This window comes from Caballeronia sp., from assembly GCF_028292365.1.
Classification (GTDB): Bacteria; Pseudomonadota; Gammaproteobacteria; order Burkholderiales; family Burkholderiaceae; genus Caballeronia.
The window spans coordinates 1-16,040 of record NZ_JAQGMM010000527.1 but is presented as its reverse complement, the minus strand read 5'-3'; the positions used below and the strand labels follow the sequence as shown (position 1 = coordinate 16,040).

The following is a 16,040-nucleotide window of genomic DNA, read 5'->3' as shown; positions in this document are numbered from 1 at the left end:
AGATATGAACACGCTTACGCTCGAACCCCTGACGCGCGCGGCGTTTAAACCGTTCGGCGATGTCATCGAACTCGACGGCGCGCAGCATTTTCCGATCAACGGCGGCACGACAGAGCGTTTCCACGATCTGGCGTGCGTGGATGTTGGCGCGGACGTTGGCGGCCGGCCGCTCATCAATGTATTCCGGGGCCAGCCGCGCGCTCAGCCGGTCGAGATCTCGATGATGGAGCGTCATCCGCTCGGCAGCCAGGCGTTCCTGCCGCTCGGCGCGGTGTCGTATCTGGTAGTCGTTGCGCCAGCGGGTGAATTCGATGCCTCGAAACTGCGCGCATTTTTCACGCGGGGCTGGCAGGGCGTGAACTATGCGCGGGGCGTCTGGCATCATCCGTTGATCGTGCTGGATGCGGCGGCGGACTTTATCGTGGTGGATCGTGGCGGGAAGGAAGCAAATTGTGAGGAAACCTATCTATCTGAGCACTTGCGGCTGATCGAAGGCGATCTCGTCTATTCATCAGCGGCGTGAAAGCCTATAACCGGGCCTTTGCTTTTGTTTTTGGAGCATGGCCCGGCATCAAATCCATGACGCTCTCGAGATGCCGGCGTTCCATGTTTGCCTTTGCTCCATGCGTTATTCTGGACGCGTCCCGATTTTTGATGCGGGGCGAAACCAGGCGATGGAAGGCATTGGAAAATGACACAGAACATCTACGACGACCCTGGGTTCTTCGAGGGTTACAGCAAGCTGGGCCGCTCGGTGCAAGGACTGGCGGGCGCAGCGGAATGGCCTGCGCTTATGGCTCTGCTTCCGCCTATGCGCGGCCTCAGGGTAGTGGATCTTGGTTGCGGTTATGGCTGGTTCTGCCGTTGGGCAGGCGAGCAGGGCTCGGCCTCTGTCCTCGGTCTCGATGTATCCGCAAAGATGCTGGAGCGCGCGAGATCGTTGTCTGCCGATCCGGTAATCACCTATGCAAAAGCCGATCTGGAGACACTCGATCTCCCGGAAGCCAGCTTCGACGTGGCCTATAGCTCACTGACATTTCACTACATTGAAGGCTTGCACGGCTTGCTGGAAAACATCCATCGCGCGCTTGTGCCGGGCGCGAGGCTGGTCTTCTCGATCGAGCACCCGATCTACATGGCGCCGCACAATCCAGGATGGTTGATCGATGAGAATGGCCGCAAGACCTGGCCCGTCGACAGCTATCAACGGGAAGGCGCCCGGATCACCAACTGGCTCGCCGATGGCGTGGTCAAGCAGCATCGGACAATGGGCACGTTGTTGAATCACCTGATTGGCGCGGGCTTTACGATCGCCCATGTGCACGAATGGGGACCGACAAATGAGGAGGTCGCCGCACGGCCCGAACTGGCGGAGGAGCGGGAGCGTCCCATGATGTTGCTGGTATCCGCGAACCGGTAAGCGGCCGCTGAGACTAGGGCTGCGCGACCGCTGCGACGCCCTCTTGCCCGGCATCCCGGTCCGACGAACCCCACACGTCCGGCGCCGCGCTGGCGCACACCCGATTACGCCCGGCGTTCTTCGCGCGATACAACTGCGCGTCGGCGGCGCCCACCAGGCTTTCCTCGGTTACGAGGGCTGAATCTGATTCGCCCCCGCAATTCACAGCCACTACACCGAAACTCGCGGTGGAACGCACTTCGCGTCCGTCCCACGCGCGCGTGGTCGTCAGCTCCAACGACTGGCGCATCCGCTCGGCGAGCATCGTCGCGCCGGCGAGATCCGTTTGTGGAAGCAGCAACAGGAATTCCTCGCCGCCATAGCGGATCACGCTGTCGACCTGATGCCGCGTGTGGGCAAGCAACATGGCCGCAAAGGTGCGCAAGACTGCGTCGCCCGCGGGGTGCCCGTAGGTATCGTTGATCTGCTTGAAATGGTCGATGTCGCACAGGATCACCGCGAGCTTGAGTTTGTACCGGCGGGTGCGCTGGAGCTCGGCGGCGAACAGCACATCGGTCAGATAGCGCCGGTTGAAGCAGCCGGTCAGATAGTCGCGCACCGAGAGGTTGCGCAACATCGCGTGTTGGCAGAACTGGTCGCGGATCAGGCGATTGTGGCGGCGAGCCATCACATAACCGAGGGCGTTGGTGAAAACGAGGAGCATGGACGATGTCAGCAACGCCGACGGGTCCAGCGCCTTCGACGCGGCGGAAATGGCGACAAATCCGGCTGTCGCGGCGAGCGCTATGAGTAAAGCCCAGATCAGCTTGTTCGGGATGAAGTTATAAACCACGATCAGCATGATGCCCATCGACATGCAGTGCACGGTCATGCCGGTCGGACGCAGCCACGTGATCGCCATGAAGGCCGCAAAGCCGACCACTTCGACCGCGCTCGCGGCCATGCGCAGGGAGGTCACTGAAACTTGCCGCAAGCTTGCAATCCGTAAGCTCACCACGCACGTCAACGCGACGCAGCAGCGGGCGAGGAACAGCACAAGGGTCGCGCGGGTGTAACCGAGGGCACTGATGTCCGTGACCGTGAAAGCGACGTAGAACACGCTGCAAAAAAACAGCGCGCGCACAAGCGCAGCATGATTTGCGATCCGGTGATGACGTTGAAACTCCTGTTCCACCGACGGGTCTTCAAACTCGGACCACAGGCGGTCAAGTCTGAAATTCGTCTCGGCGTCAAACCGTGAAATTTCACTCAGTTCTGCCATCGCTCGCCATGTCGGATGTCGCGGTTGGGGCAACATGATAAGTCATTTCATTGATCTGCCCGGTGGGTCAACGTCCCCAACCCTGCCCCTTAACTTGCAGCGAGCCCAGCCAGCGTGTCACGCAACCACACGTGCGCCGGATCGGCTTGACTGCGAGGCGGCCATGCAGCGAACAGCGTAAAACCACGCGCCTCGAACGGTAGTTCGAAGATATCGAGGCGTTCCCTATAACGCTCGGCCAAGCGGGCGGGCAGTGTCGAAACGTAGTTCGTGCGTGCCAGCAATTCGGGCACGAGCGTAAAGTGCTGCACCGACAACACGACCCGGCGCTCGCGTCCCAGCGCATCAAGATGTTCGTCCATGAAGCCATGAAAACTGCCGCCGCTTGTCGACACCAGCACGTGGTCCAGCGCGCAATACGTGTCGAGATCGAGCGGGCTCGTCCCGCGCGGATGCCCCTTGCGCTGAATGACGACAAAATGTTCATCGAAGAGTTTGCGGGCTTTCATCGACGCCGGCACCATCCGCTCCGAGCCCAGCAGCAAATCGACTTCACCGCGCGCAAGGCGGGTCGCCATCGACGGCTGGTCAGCGACGACAAACGCGATCCGCACGCCCGGCCCGGCCAACGTCGGTAGTTGCTCCATCAGCGGCTGGCCGAGCACCGCGGTGGCGTTATCGTTCGCGGCAATCACAAAACTGCGGCGGTCGGTATGCGGATCGAAGGAAGGTTGATGCCGTACGACCGCTTCGAGATTCTTCAATGCCAGGTGCAGCGGCTCCATCAGTTCGAGCGCCCGCGTGCTGCGCGTCATGCCCCGGCCGGTCTCGGCTGGGATCAGCAGCGGATCGCCGAAAATCTGCCGCAACCGCGCAAGCTGAGTCGAGACAGCGGGTTGCGTCAGATGCAGCCGCTGCGCCGCGCGCGTGACATTCGATTCGGCCAGCAACGCATCAAGCGACACAAGCAGATTCAAGTCGATACCGCGAAGATCAATCATGTTGATAGGTCGCATTCCATTAATTGATTTCAAGAATACGTACCCCGCACCTAGAGTTCAACTGTCCAATCGACACTGAGGGGAGTACAGATGAAAGCCTGGATGCTCGATCAACCCGGTACGCCGTTGGCGCTGCGCGACGTTGCACAACCCGCGCCACGCCGCAACGCGGTGGCGGTCCGGATGGAAGCGGTGCCGCTGCTTAGCTACACGCGTGCTCAAGTTGAAGGCAAGTTGCCCTATGCGTATCCGCCGGGACCGTTTTCGCCGGGGACAAATGGCGTTGGCCGCGTGGAAGCGGTTGGTGATGGCGTGATGTCGTTTCGTATCGGTCAGCGCGTTGCCGTGAACCCGTACTGGATGGCGAACGAGACCGTACGCGAACCGGCGCAAGTGCTGATCGCGCTGACGGGCCTTGGCGCCGACAGCGGGCCGATGCTCGCCGAATTTCCACATGGCACATTGCGTGAAGTGGCGGAATTCCCGGCATCGACGCTCGTTCCGCTCGATGGGCTCGACGATCTCCCGGCCGAACGCCTCGCAATACTAGGCAAGTTTGCGGTGCCGTTCGGCGGCTTGCGGCGCGGACGGCTGGCGGCGGGTGAAACCGTGGTCGTCAACGGCGCGACCGGCTGTTTCGGTTCGGCCGCGGTACTCGCCGCACTGGCGATGGGCGCGAGCAGGGTCGTCGCGCTCGGCAGACGCGCTCAGCCGTTGCAAACGCTGGTGGAGCTCGGACGAGGCCGCGTGGTGCCGGTCGTGCTCTCGGGCGATGCCGCGCACGACGTGACGGCCATTCGCACAGCGGCGGGCGGCGCTGCAGACCTGGCTTTCGATATGGTCGGCAATGCATCCGATGCCAACGCCACCCTTGCTACGCTAAGAAGCCTGCGCCGCGCCGGGCGCCTCGTGCTGATGGGCAGCATGCTGGTGGACCTGCCGATTCCTTATCGCGAGATGCTGCAGAACAACTGGGAGTTGATCGGTCACTTCATGTACACGCCCGCTGACTATCTCGCACTGGTTGCGCTGGCCGCGTCGCGCCAGTTGCCGCTGGAATCCGTCGAGCTGAAGACGTTTCCATTCGCCGCGCTGGAAGCGGCTATTGATGAAGCCGGACGCATGTCGGGCCTGCAATGCACGGTGGTATGCGGCGACTCGCAGCGAGCGTGGGCGTAGCAGAACTTAGTACAGGTCGGTCTTGAGACGTCCGGGCAACGCGCGATCGTAGGCGTCGCCGTCGAAGCTGGCGTCGCTTACGTTCTGCAGCATGGCGCCGGCCGAGGGCAAGCGCGAGCGGTCAACGTGTTTCTCACCGTTCCACAAATCCGACCTCACCACCGCCTTCGAACAATGGAAATACACGGACTCCACATGGATGAGGATCACCGTGCGCGGCGGTTTGCCGTTGACGCTGAACGAGGCGAGCAGCTCGCTGTCGTCAGCAATTGATGCACGGCCGTTCACGCGCATCATTTCCCCCACGCCCGGCACGAGAAACAGCAAGGCCACGCGCGGGTCGTGCACGAGATTCCTGAGTGTATCGATACGGTTATTGCCCGGGCGGTCGGGAATGGCCAGCGTATGGGCATCGAGGATCCGGACGAAGCCTGTTGCATCGCCTTTGGGCGAGCAGTCGAGCCCGTCCTCTCCGGCCGACGCCAGCATCACGAACGGCGACGCCAGGATAAATGCCGCATAGTCTTCGCTGATGAACGAAATCTCCTTGCGCACCGACCGCTCGTTCGGCTTGCCGTAGACACCTTCCAGTTGCTCAACGCTCGTCAACATGCTTCGCTCCTTCAATGACCGGGTTCACCCTCTACATTAGCAGCCTCGGTTCAGTGCGGCGTGACAGGGTCGAGTCCCGTTTGCGTGACGACCGGCGCCGCTTCCGGCGAGGCCAGATACTCAAGCAGTGCTTTCGCTTCGGCCGGATGTTGCGCGCCCACTGGAATGCCGGCCGCAAATCGCGTGATTGATTGCACGGACGCGGGAATCTTGCCCACGAACGTTGCGCCCGGCACGGGCAGCAGTTCACTCACTTGCTGGAAGCCGAGTTCGTAGTCGCCGTTGGCGACGACCGACGCCACCGGAATCTTAGGCACCATCGTTGCCTTCGGCCGGATCTGGTCTTCTATGCCAAGACGCTTGAACAACTCGTTCTGGATGTACACGCCGCTCGCGCTGTCGGAATAGGCGACCGACTTTGCGTGCAGCAGCGTCTCCTTCAACGCCGCCACCGTGCCGATATCCGGCTTCGGCGCACCGGCGCGTGCGACCATGCCGATGGCCGAATCGGCGAGTTCCACCCGCGAACCGGGAATCACCTTGCCTTGTTTGATGAGGTCGTCGAGCGCGTAGCCGACCATGATCACTACGTCCGCTGGTTCGCCCCGGGCCAGCCGGTTCGGGATCGCTTCGGGGGCTTTGCCCATGGACGGGCCGAGCGCGGTGTCGAGCGTGTTGCCGCTTGTCGCCGCAAATTTTGGCCCGAGGATTTTGTAGGCCGCCGTGAAGCCGCCTGAGCTCATGACATGCAATTCGGCGGCATGAACAGTGGTTGCGGTGGCCGCAGCGGCCGCGCCGCCGATGAACGCGAATGCGGAAAGCTTCAGCAAGAACGATTTCATGGATGACCGCAAAAGGTGGATGAGCCGATAACGTTTGTGCCGACGAAGTTTAAACGCATCGACGATGACGGTCGTTAGGGAACACCCCGGGTTATTGGAGCAGAATGGCTCGCAAATGATTGCGGACTTAGCCTGACGATTAACTTACCGTGAAAGCAAACGTTTTACTTTTCCACTCCGCTGGACATGTATGCCGCGGCTATCTGTTGAACTGTTAAATACTGAAAATTACGTCAGATGGCACAGTGATTGGCGTTAGAGTGTGTCATCGAAAGACATTTTTGGTTTGTCCTTCGATAAATAATATCAGTGGGAAAAAACATGCCCGGCGTCACGCGCCAAGGGATGAGAGCCCACGAAGGCGAACGGGTTTATTTAGCGCTGAGAAGTGGGTTAGAAGCGGGTTCGCCGCGCACAAGACGTCAGTTTTCGGGGATATCAAGTGAATACCAAAATGCTATACCAGGGAAATCGTGCGTCGGTAATAATCGACGCGGAGATAGTCCATATTGAAGCGATCATGTCTCGTTGTCTCGCGATGGGAGCCGATGGCGCGATTTTTCACGCGAACTATTGGCGCAATCGTTTATTGACGCTGCGGGATTCCGGCCTGAGCCATACGCAGGATGTCGCGGTGCAATCGCTTCTAAGCGATCTCGTGGCGTGTCACTAGACCAGGGTGCCTCGAATGTTGAATAAATCCAGCCGTGGCCCGCTTGCGTGGAAGTCGAAAATCCGGCCGCAGCAGTCCGCCGACAGCTTGCGTTATGTGACGCTTGATCTCGCGTCGGATTCGCATGCCCGTGCGGCAATCGAGGCTTATGCCGATTCGTGCGCCGTCGAGTTACCGTGGCTGGCAGATCTTCTGCGCACACGACTGGAAAAATTAAACCGTTCGGTAGACCGCACTCAGAATCGATTCAGGGGATTTCAAGCAGGAATTCAGGAAGATGACGCCGCTCCAATGCCGCTGACTTATTGCGAACAGACGGCGCGGCGATTGATTGCTTTTGCGTGCATGTGCGCGAGGGCGCGTGAGGATTACTCGGATGCGGCGTGGGATCATGTCATGAAAAGCTTTGACCGGATGCTGATTCAAATGCGTTGATTTCGCATAAAAAAGTATAATAAAAAACCAGGATAATCTGCACCGGCATTCGGCGTTCAGGCAAAATAAATGACAAGGCCGTCTTGACTATTTAACGGGATATCAGGCAATGCGGATTTGCGTGCTGGACGACGACCTGAGCCAGACGGCCTTCGTGGCTCAGACATTGACTGCGGCCGGGCATGTCTGCCAGGTTTTTACCGAGGGCAAGAGCCTGATCCATGAGCTGAGGCGTCAGCCGTACGATCTGCTGCTGCTCGACTGGAACATGCCGGAAATGTCGGGCGACATCGTGCTGAAATGGGTGAGGCAAAATCTCACCACGAACCTGCCGGTGCTCTTCCTGACGAGCCGCAGCGTTGAAAGTGACATCGTCCAGATGCTGAACGCCGGCGCGGACGACTACATCCTCAAGCCGGTGTCACGGCCCGTGTTGCTCGCGCGGGTGGAAGCGTTGCTGCGGCGGATCTACATGCAGCAGAACGAAGTGACCGAGGAAACCTACGGCATCTATCGATTCGATCTGACTACCCAGACCGCGTTGGTTAGCGAAGTCCCGGCCGCGCTGACGCAGAAGGAATTCGAGCTCGCGCTGCTGCTGTTTCGCAACCTGTCGCGGCCGCTGTCACGCTCCCATATCCGCGAATCGGTGTGGCGGCAGGACGTGGATATCCCGTCGCGCACAATCGATACCCACGTCTCGCAGATTCGCTCCAAGCTCGTGTTGCGGCCGCAAAACGGTTACCGCATAACACCCATCTACAGCTACGGTTACCGGTTGGAAAAAGTGGGGAATGAATCGCCGTGAACGGGATCGATAAAAACAAGCAGGATTTAGTGGTGCATCAACGTTCGCGCTCGGGGCTGGATGCTGCAATATCGGTGGCCGGTGTCACTGCCATCGTCATCGCCATTGCCTGCACGATCCAGCCGGTCTACGCCAAACACCTGCCGCAGCAGGACATGACGTCCTATGTGGTGCGCGCGGACGATTCGCTCTACACGTTCGCGGACCGCTATATGCAGAGTCCCGCCGACTGGCGGCTGTTGCGGGACATCAATCACGTGGCGAATCCTCGCCACCTGCAGATCAACGCCCGTCTTTCCATCCCCACCTCGCGGCTCAGGCAGACGTTACTGATAGCCAGGGTGGTGGCGGTGCGCGGCAGTGTCGAGAAGCTTGGCACGGCGGGCGCGCCCCCGCTGCCGGTGAGCGCGGGGACGCTGCTGATGGAGGGCGATCAAATCAGCACCGGCCGCGACGCATTTGTCTCCATGCTGTTACCCGACGGCTCGCATGTCGTGTTGCCGTCGAGCAGCCGGATCCAGATCGGACGCTTGAGGACCACGCTGCTGACCGGTGCGGTCGACCGCCAGTTCGACCTGAGGCAAGGCGAGGTCACGACCGACGTCACGCCGTTCAAAAACCAACGCGATTCGTTCCGGGTCATCACGCCGTCGGTGGTGGCAGGCGTGCGCGGTACGCGTTTCCGGGTGAATTACATGGCGGCGCAGGATGCGACGACCGTCGAGGTGCTCGCGGGCAAGATCGGCGTGGATGGCTCTAAAGCTGACAACACGCCGCCCGATAGTACGTTCGCCCCGCAGCCAGTCCAGGGCGGCGCGCAGACGCTCGTGCTGGCTGGCTACGGCAACCTGACGCGCACGGGCGACGCCGCTGGCGCGTCGGTGCGCTTGCTTGACCCGCCGGAGATAGTTGATCCGGGCAAGTTGCAGAGCGCCCCGCAAGTAACGTTCGACCTGACGCCGGTCGACGGCGCCGGGGCATACCGCACGGAGATCGCAACCGATGCCGATTTCCTCGACCTGCTTCGCGACCAGCGCACGACCGGCCTGCACGCGGCGTTCGACAACATCCCTGACGGCAACTATTTCGCACGTGTCTCGGCCACCGACACGCACGGCATCGGAGGCTTGCCGCAAGTGTTCACGTTCAGCCGCCGTCTCGACACCACCAACGCGGCGGCCACGCCCGTCGACGGGAATGGCTACTTATTCCGCTGGCATGTCGATGGTGCGGCGAAGGGTGCGCGGTATCGGTTCATCCTGTCGGATCATGCGGACCTGAGTGCACCGCTTATCGATCTGCTCGACGTGTCGGGCGGCGAGATGTCGGTGGCGCATCTAGCGCCAGGAAAGTACTACTGGACAATTGTTGTCGATACTTTCGAGAGCGGCCGGCTCCTGTCGATCCCGAGTGAAATCCGGTCGTTCACTCAAACGCGGTAGGCGCAACCCATGCCGTGGCGCTTCCCCTTCCACAACCGGCGCTGGCCGGGGCCGTCGATCGGCAAGCGCTTCTTCCTGGAATGGACGCTGATCGGCGTGGTGGGCGTGGCCGCGGCGCTCTTCGGCGTGGCGAGCCCGCTGACGGAACGCGCCAGTTTCCTGTTCTACGATCAGTTGTTGTTGCACGCGTCAACCCGTCCGTCGAGCGGCATTGTGATTGTCGCGATCGACGACGAGAGCATTGCGGAGCTCGGGCGCTGGCCGTGGTCGCGCGCGACCCACGCGGCGTTGCTCACACAACTGGCGAAGGCCAAGCCGGCGAGCGTCGCGTACGACGTGCTGTTCACCGAACCGTCTCCCGGCGACGCCGCTTTCGCCGAGGCAATGAAACATGTGCCGACCTATCTGCCGCTGCTTGTCGACCGGCTGCCCGTCAACCAGAACGAGCCCGCCGTGGTCGAACCCGTGCCGGTGTTGCGCGAAGCGGCGGCGGGCGTGGGCCATATCGACCTGGAAGTGAATCACGACGGGATTGTGCGCAGCGTCTCCCTGTTCGAAGGTAGCGGCAAGGATTGGTGGCCGAGCATCACGGTGCCGGTCTATCAGGCGTTGCGGGGGGGCGATGCAGCACTGCCCGGCATCGAAACAGCGGCTGCGGATGTGGCCTTCGCCGCGTCGGGACCGGCGGGCGCGGGCGATCTGAAGCGTGCGCACCGGATGATGATTCCGTTCTCGCGCACGTCGCTGGATTATCCGCGCGTGTCGTTCGCGGCCGCGATGCAGGGCACGGTGCCGCCTGAATTTTTCGCGGGCAAGATCGTGCTGGTCGGCGCAACGGCGGCCGGCCTGCGCGACCGTTTTGCCACGCCGATCTCGGGCGAAGTGGGCGAACTGCCCGGTGTCGATATCTACGCGACCATCCTCGATGCATTGTTCGCCGGCCGCGCCATTGAACCGATCAGCGACAGGACTGCTGGCTGGGCGAGCCTCGTGCCGGTCGGCATCCTGCTCGCAGCCTTGCTGGTGGTGTCGCCGTTGCAGTCACTCATGCTCACGATCGCACTGGGTGTCGGCAGCCTGATTGCGAGCGCCTGCCTGGTGTATCTGCGCTCGCGCTGGCTCTCGCCGGTGCCGGCGCTCGGTGGCCTGGCGCTGATCTATTTGCTGTGGAGCTGGCGGCGTCTTGAAGTGGCCATGTCGTATCTCGGACAGGAATTGCGTCTGCTTGCCGCCGAGCCGAATTTGCTGCCGGGCCCCGAGCCGAAGCCGCATGGCACGGCGGGTGACGTACTCGAACGGTTGATCGCACTTACGCGCCAGGCCGTGCAGCGCCAGCGCAATATGCGGCAGTTCATCTGGGACAGCTTGAACAGCTTGCCCGAGCCGATCATGGTCTGCGATCGCAACGGCCGCATCCTGATGGTCAACGATCCCGCGCGGCTGCATTTTGGTCCCGTGCGTTTCAACGACATGTCGATCATGCAGCTCTTCGGCGAGTTCCATTTTGTGCGTCTCGTCGATGAAGACAGCAACGGGGCACTGCCAAGCGGCATGCAATGGCCCGCGATGCTCGACCCGCGCGTGGAACGGCACACTGCTGTGATGATGCACGGCATTGAAGTGCGCGATCGCCACGGCCGCGACCACATGCTGCGGTATGCGCCCTGCGCGACCAGCGCGGGCGAATCGCTTGGCTGGATTGCAAGCTGGGTCGATATCACCGCGCTGCACGCGTCCGAGCGCCAGCGCGACGACATGCTGCATCTGCTGTCGCACGACATGCGCTCACCGCAGGCGTCGATACTCGCGTTGCTCGACACCGAGCGGCCGCACATCGACTCGAAACCGGCGATGGAGTTAATGGAGCGAGTCGAACGCTACGCACGCCGCACACTCGCTCTGGCCGATGATTTTGTGCAGCTCGCCCGCGCAGAATCGCAGCATTACAGCCTTGAATTGCTGAACCTGCATGAACTCGCGATTGACGCCAGCGACGAAATCTGGCCGCTCGCGAACGCGAAGGACATCGAGGTGCGATGCGACAGCGAAGGTCAGGTCTTCTGGGTGTTGGCGGACCGCTCGCTGATGACGCGCGCGCTCATCAACCTGCTCAGCAACGCGGTGAAATACAGTCCGCCGGGTACACGCGTCGACTGTCTTGTCACGGAGATGCCGGGCGCGATCGTGTGCGTGGTGCGGGACGCGGGCTACGGTATCGCGCTTGAGCAGCAGGCACATTTGTTCGAACGCTTCCGGCGCTTTCATCTCGATGGCCAGCCGCCAAGCGACGGAACCGGGCTGGGGATGGCGTTCGTGAAGACGGTGGTCAGCCGCCACGCCGGGGAGATAGCTATTCGAAGCGCGCCGGACCAGGGGACGACGGTGACCATCACCTTGCGCTCGCAGACAATCGAGCCGCGCGAAGCGAGCGGCGAGCAACCCGCCGCGCAGAAGCAGTAGACGTTTTTTGGGGAATGAAGTGAACATACGATCGATGGCAAGCGCCATTTTCTTTCTCGCGCTCCTGAGTGGTTGCGCCAGCGAGCCGCCGGTGAGGATCAGTGCTTACAGTGCGAATGGCGGAGATTTCGCGACTGAGGGCGCGAAGACCTATGCGTTGCAGCCGTCGAGCGTCGGGCCTCAGGGCGGCGCCGCGAACGGTGTTGTGACCGACGCTGTGAACGACGCCACTACCGCTCACTGGCTTGATGAAGCATTGGCCGCGAAGGGCCTGCGGCACGCGCCTCCGAACAGCGCGGACTACCTCGTCAAGCTGGGTTATGCAACGCGTCCGCAGGCCGTGCGCGTGCGCGCCGAATGCACTGGCGCGCCGGAAAGCGCGTGCGACGACGTGGCTCCCCAGAAGGAATGGTTTGGACGCAAGCACTACATTCATGCGCTGACCATCCAGTTTGTCGAGCGGACGAGCGGGGCGCTGAGTTACCAGGTGAGCGCGACACATACGGATCGCGACCCGCCCGGTAGCACGGCGCTGCACGCCCTCATAAGTTGTGCGTTCGCGAACTTTCCCATGCACAATGCCGAGCGGCGCGAGGTCGCGCATTGTGATTAGCGGCTAGCGGAAGATAGGCATGCGGGAAATTGGCGCGCGGCGATTGGCGTATTCTTGCGCCTGAACGAAGCGGCGACGAAGCGGCGAACATTGCAGGCGACCACGCGAAGCCGCTGAGGACGTTCAGTCCACACGAGTCCGAAGGACTCGACACGCCAGGGAACCCGCAGTGAAGTTTGCCGATTTTTGCCGTTGCACCGTAGTCTCGTTTACTTGCGTTTGGTTGACCAACGCATTCGCCGACGAGCAGAGCGCTACCCCTGATTCCGCCCCTGCTGGTACCAGCGCCGCTGGTCTATGGAAAATCTCGGTCGGACCGGCGTTGATGGTGTCGCCGAAATACCCCGGTTCTCGTGCGTTCCAGGTGCTGCCGCTGCCATCGCTTGATATTTCCTACGATGACCGGATCTTCTCCCAAGGTCTCGACGTACTCGGCATCAACCTCCTGAAAGGCCCGGCTTATCACTTCGGCACGGCAATCAGCTTCGATTTTCAATCGCGTAATGAGTCCGACGACCCGCGTCTTCACGGCCTGGGTAATGTGCATTACGGGCCGAAGCTGAAGGTGTTTGCAGATTATTCGGTGTCGCTGTTGACGGGCTCGGTGGCGGCATATCAGGACATCGCGGGGACGGGGCAGGGGCTGCTCGTCAGTGGCGATCTGGTGGCAAATATGCCGCTGACTTCGAAGCTGTTGGTGTCGGTTGGGCCCGGCGTGACGTGGGCTAATGCAGTCTATAACCGTACGCTGTTTGGCGTGTCCGCCAGTCAAAGTGCGGCTTCCGGTTTACCGGTCTATGACACGAGCTCAGGCATCCGGGACGTTCACCTCAACACCTACGTCAGCTACGAATTTTCGAAGAAATGGGTGGGGTCGGTGTCGCTCACGGCCGGACGGTTGGAGCACAACGCAGGCCATAGCCCGATCACCGAGCAAAGAACTGAATTGAATTTTCTCGCTGCGGTGAATTATCGGTTCAAGTGAGTTGGCTGATGTTGTTCTGTTTGGAATTCGCGTCACGCTTAGCCACCTGCGCTCCCGGGCGAGATTTGAAATGCTCCCGCAAGCCCGCTGTGAAGAAATACTGCACATACAATGCGGCTCGATCGCACTTTCCAACGCTGCTCCATCGCCGTTCCGTAAAATACTTAGCGCCGTGCACTCCCCTGTAGTCTGGCTTGCCGAGGTATCAGCCCAGCTTTGCAAGGTGATTTGCCGCCGGCTTGACCACCTGCGGTACGCTCCATATACTTATTTTTGTCAATTGAGACTTTACAAGCGGGTGGCACCATCGTGATCGGCGAGAGACTGAAGGAATTGCGGACCGCACACGGCCTGTCGTTGCGGGACCTGGCAAGTCAGGCGGGCGTATCCGCAACGTTGTTGAGTCAGGTTGAGCGATCCGTTACTGATCCCAGTCTGGAAACCATGCGAAGACTAGCCGGTGTATTTGGCGAATCCGTCGCGTCCCTTTTTACCGCAACAGCGGCGCCGTCCGTGTGGATCAGCCGGCCCGGCAACCGCGCAAGACTAATCGCCCCCTTGGGGCAAGTAACGTACGAACGACTCACCGCGGGTAACGGGCAGCTAGAAGTGCTGCGCGCAGTCCTCGATCCTGGCCAGACATCAGCCGAGGAGCCACGCGGTCACGCTTCAACGGAGTGTGTCTATGTCGTCGCGGGCGAACTCATCGCGGAGATTGCTGGTGTCGACTACACCGTTGTCGGTGGTGAAAGCGTTTCCTTCGATGGACGCCTGGCCCATCGATATCGGAATGAATCGGACAAGCAAACCGAGATCATCCTGTCGGTTACGCCGCCGAATCCTTAAGGAACGACATTCACGCACCTAACGCGTTGGATGGTCGATATCGGGTCGGGAGGTTTCATGCCACCGCTACGCGCAATCAATCTGCTCCAGTCGAAGGAAGGGGCCCGGCTCCATGGTTCGGAACTCGACAAATGGCGCCGCTGGGGGCCTTATTTGAGCGAGCGGCAATGGGGCACTGTTCGTGAGGACTACAGCGAATACGGCACCGCATGGGACTATTTTCCACACGATCATGCGCGCAGCCGCATGTACCGCTGGGGTGAGGACGGCATTGCCGGATTCGGCAACGACCCGCTCGACTGGTGCGTATCGCTCGCGCTCTGGAACGGGCACGATCCGATCATCAAGGAACGGCTCTTCGGGTTGACGAATGAGCAAGGCAATCACGGCGAGGACGTAAAGGAGCTTTACTTCTATCTCGACGGTACGCCCACGCATTCGTACATGAAGATGCTGTACAAGTATCCTCACGACGCGTACCCGTACCAGGATCTGATCGACGAAAATCTGCGGCGCGGCGCCGAGCAGCCCGAATATGAAATCCTCGATACGGGCGTGTTCGACGATAACCGCTACTTCGACGTCTGCGTCGAGTATGCGAAGCACACACCCGACGATATCGTGATGCGCGTTAGCGTCGAAAACCGCGCGGATCAGCGTGCTGCGCTGCATGTCTTGCCGCAATTCTGGGCGCGCAACAGATGGGCGTGGTCGGGCAAACCCGGCAAACCGTCGCTCAAACTGGAGCCGAATGCTGAGGAGGGCGCGCGCGTCGTCGCGCACAATCCCGCGCTCGGAACGATGATCGTGACGGCTTTGGCGCAACGGCCGATCGAGTGGCTCTTCTGCGAAAACGAAACGAATGAGCGCCGCATTTTCGGTTTCGAAGGAGCGGGGCCGGGGCCGTTCAAGGACGGCTTCAACGACTACCTCATCGACGGCGACGAGCAGGCGATCCGGCGCGACATAGGCACCCGCGCCGCTGCGCATGTGGTCCTGCAGTTCGCGCCTCATGAGCGCTCGGTGCTGTATCTGCGCTGGCGTCCAGAATCGGCCGCGACTGCAGATGCGGCTCCGGATGCAGCGCCGCTCGACATGGAAGCGCTCTTCGCACGCCGGCAAGCGGAGGCCGATGAATTCTATGCGGCGCTTCAGCACGACATCGCCGACGCCGATGCGCGGCTCGTGCAGCGTCAGGCGCTCGCCGGCATGCTTTGGTCGAAGCAGTACTACCAGTTCGACGTGACGCGCTGGCACGACGGCGACCCCGGCCAGCCGAAGCCACCGAGAGCACGCAGGCGCGGCCGCAACGCGGACTGGCGGCACATGTGCAATGGCGACATCGTGTCCATGCCAGACAAGTGGGAGTACCCATGGTACGCGTCGTGGGATCTCGCATTTCATGCGGCCGCGTTCGCCATGATCGATCCCGACTTCGCGAAGAAGCAATTGCTGCTGCTCGT

Annotated in this window: 15 protein-coding genes and 1 pseudogene; 12 read left to right on the top strand and 4 right to left on the bottom strand. The window is 61.2% G+C overall.

Going from position 1 to position 16,040, the window contains the following annotated elements; all coding sequences use genetic code 11:
• Positions 1-4 precede the first annotated feature (4 nt).
• On the top strand, positions 5-523 hold the full coding sequence (locus JWR14_RS31045) for an ureidoglycolate lyase (protein WP_299717060.1): 519 nt from the start codon (positions 5-7) through the stop codon (positions 521-523).
• A gap of 168 nt (positions 524-691) precedes the next feature.
• A complete protein-coding gene (locus JWR14_RS31040; RefSeq protein WP_299717058.1) occupies positions 692-1,420 on the top strand; it encodes a class I SAM-dependent methyltransferase in 729 nt (242 codons plus the stop codon).
• A gap of 13 nt (positions 1,421-1,433) precedes the next feature.
• Here the strand turns inward: JWR14_RS31040 and JWR14_RS31035 are convergent, their stop codons facing one another.
• A complete protein-coding gene (locus tag JWR14_RS31035; RefSeq protein WP_299717056.1) occupies positions 1,434-2,681 on the bottom strand; it encodes a GGDEF domain-containing protein in 1,248 nt (415 codons plus the stop codon).
• A gap of 89 nt (positions 2,682-2,770) precedes the next feature.
• Entirely contained in the window at positions 2,771-3,682 is a 912-nt protein-coding gene (locus JWR14_RS31030; protein WP_299717054.1) for a LysR family transcriptional regulator, read from the bottom strand.
• Positions 3,683-3,772: 90 nt separating this feature from the next.
• On the opposite strand from JWR14_RS31030, the gene JWR14_RS31025 reads away from it, so the two are divergent.
• On the top strand, positions 3,773-4,861 hold the full coding sequence (locus tag JWR14_RS31025) for a zinc-binding dehydrogenase (protein ID WP_299717052.1): 1,089 nt from the start codon (positions 3,773-3,775) through the stop codon (positions 4,859-4,861).
• 6 nt (positions 4,862-4,867) lie between these two features.
• On the opposite strand, the gene JWR14_RS31020 is transcribed toward JWR14_RS31025, so the two are convergent.
• Both JWR14_RS31020 and JWR14_RS31015 read right to left on the bottom strand, forming a co-directional pair.
• Positions 4,868-5,473: a pyridoxamine 5'-phosphate oxidase family protein gene (locus JWR14_RS31020; protein ID WP_299717050.1), complete on the bottom strand. Its 606-nt coding sequence runs from the start codon at positions 5,471-5,473 to the stop codon at positions 4,868-4,870.
• 50 nt (positions 5,474-5,523) lie between these two features.
• Complete coding sequence (locus JWR14_RS31015) at positions 5,524-6,315, bottom strand: substrate-binding domain-containing protein (RefSeq protein ID WP_299717048.1); 792 nt, start codon at positions 6,313-6,315, stop codon at positions 5,524-5,526.
• Positions 6,316-6,757: 442 nt separating this feature from the next.
• On the opposite strand from JWR14_RS31015, the gene JWR14_RS31010 reads away from it, so the two are divergent.
• From JWR14_RS31010 to JWR14_RS30970, 9 genes and pseudogenes are all read left to right on the top strand, one after another.
• Positions 6,758-6,988 (top strand): hypothetical protein, encoded by a 231-nt coding sequence (locus JWR14_RS31010; protein ID WP_299717046.1) that lies wholly within the window; start codon positions 6,758-6,760, stop codon positions 6,986-6,988.
• Between the two features lie 96 nt (positions 6,989-7,084).
• Positions 7,085-7,423 carry a hypothetical protein gene (locus JWR14_RS31005; RefSeq protein WP_299717089.1) on the top strand — a complete coding sequence of 113 codons (339 nt, stop codon included), beginning with the start codon at positions 7,085-7,087 and terminating at the stop codon, positions 7,421-7,423.
• Positions 7,424-7,532: 109 nt separating this feature from the next.
• Positions 7,533-8,231, top strand: coding sequence for a response regulator transcription factor (locus JWR14_RS31000; RefSeq protein WP_299717044.1), 699 nt, complete (start codon positions 7,533-7,535; stop codon positions 8,229-8,231).
• A 32-nt stretch (positions 8,232-8,263) separates the two neighbouring features.
• Positions 8,264-9,673, top strand: coding sequence for a FecR domain-containing protein (locus JWR14_RS30995; RefSeq protein WP_299717042.1), 1,410 nt, complete (start codon positions 8,264-8,266; stop codon positions 9,671-9,673).
• Positions 9,674-9,682: 9 nt separating this feature from the next.
• Positions 9,683-12,133 (top strand): CHASE2 domain-containing protein, encoded by a 2,451-nt coding sequence (locus JWR14_RS30990; protein WP_299717040.1) that lies wholly within the window; start codon positions 9,683-9,685, stop codon positions 12,131-12,133.
• 19 nt (positions 12,134-12,152) lie between these two features.
• Positions 12,153-12,746: a DUF4136 domain-containing protein gene (locus JWR14_RS30985; protein WP_299717038.1), complete on the top strand. Its 594-nt coding sequence runs from the start codon at positions 12,153-12,155 to the stop codon at positions 12,744-12,746.
• 223 nt (positions 12,747-12,969) lie between these two features.
• Positions 12,970-13,731 carry a MipA/OmpV family protein gene (locus JWR14_RS30980; protein WP_299717036.1) on the top strand — a complete coding sequence of 254 codons (762 nt, stop codon included), beginning with the start codon at positions 12,970-12,972 and terminating at the stop codon, positions 13,729-13,731.
• A gap of 309 nt (positions 13,732-14,040) precedes the next feature.
• On the top strand, positions 14,041-14,577 hold the full coding sequence (locus JWR14_RS30975) for a cupin domain-containing protein (RefSeq protein WP_299717034.1): 537 nt from the start codon (positions 14,041-14,043) through the stop codon (positions 14,575-14,577).
• A 57-nt stretch (positions 14,578-14,634) separates the two neighbouring features.
• A pseudogene (locus tag JWR14_RS30970) lies at positions 14,635-16,040 on the top strand (glucosidase); the annotation flags it as partial.

What these genes read in the sequence shown, in the direction of transcription:
- JWR14_RS31045 (WP_299717060.1), top strand. Translation starts at nt 5, where the DNA reads ATGAACACGCTTACGCTCGAACCCCTGACGCGCGCGGCGTTTAAACCG.
- JWR14_RS31040 (WP_299717058.1), top strand. Translation starts at nt 692, where the DNA reads ATGACACAGAACATCTACGACGACCCTGGGTTCTTCGAGGGTTACAGC.
- JWR14_RS31035 (WP_299717056.1), bottom strand. Translation starts at nt 2,681, where the DNA reads ATGGCAGAACTGAGTGAAATTTCACGGTTTGACGCCGAGACGAATTTC.
- JWR14_RS31030 (WP_299717054.1), bottom strand. Translation starts at nt 3,682, where the DNA reads ATGATTGATCTTCGCGGTATCGACTTGAATCTGCTTGTGTCGCTTGAT.
- JWR14_RS31025 (WP_299717052.1), top strand. Translation starts at nt 3,773, where the DNA reads ATGAAAGCCTGGATGCTCGATCAACCCGGTACGCCGTTGGCGCTGCGC.
- JWR14_RS31020 (WP_299717050.1), bottom strand. Translation starts at nt 5,473, where the DNA reads ATGTTGACGAGCGTTGAGCAACTGGAAGGTGTCTACGGCAAGCCGAAC.
- JWR14_RS31015 (WP_299717048.1), bottom strand. Translation starts at nt 6,315, where the DNA reads ATGAAATCGTTCTTGCTGAAGCTTTCCGCATTCGCGTTCATCGGCGGC.
- JWR14_RS31000 (WP_299717044.1), top strand. Translation starts at nt 7,533, where the DNA reads ATGCGGATTTGCGTGCTGGACGACGACCTGAGCCAGACGGCCTTCGTG.
- JWR14_RS30990 (WP_299717040.1), top strand. Translation starts at nt 9,683, where the DNA reads ATGCCGTGGCGCTTCCCCTTCCACAACCGGCGCTGGCCGGGGCCGTCG.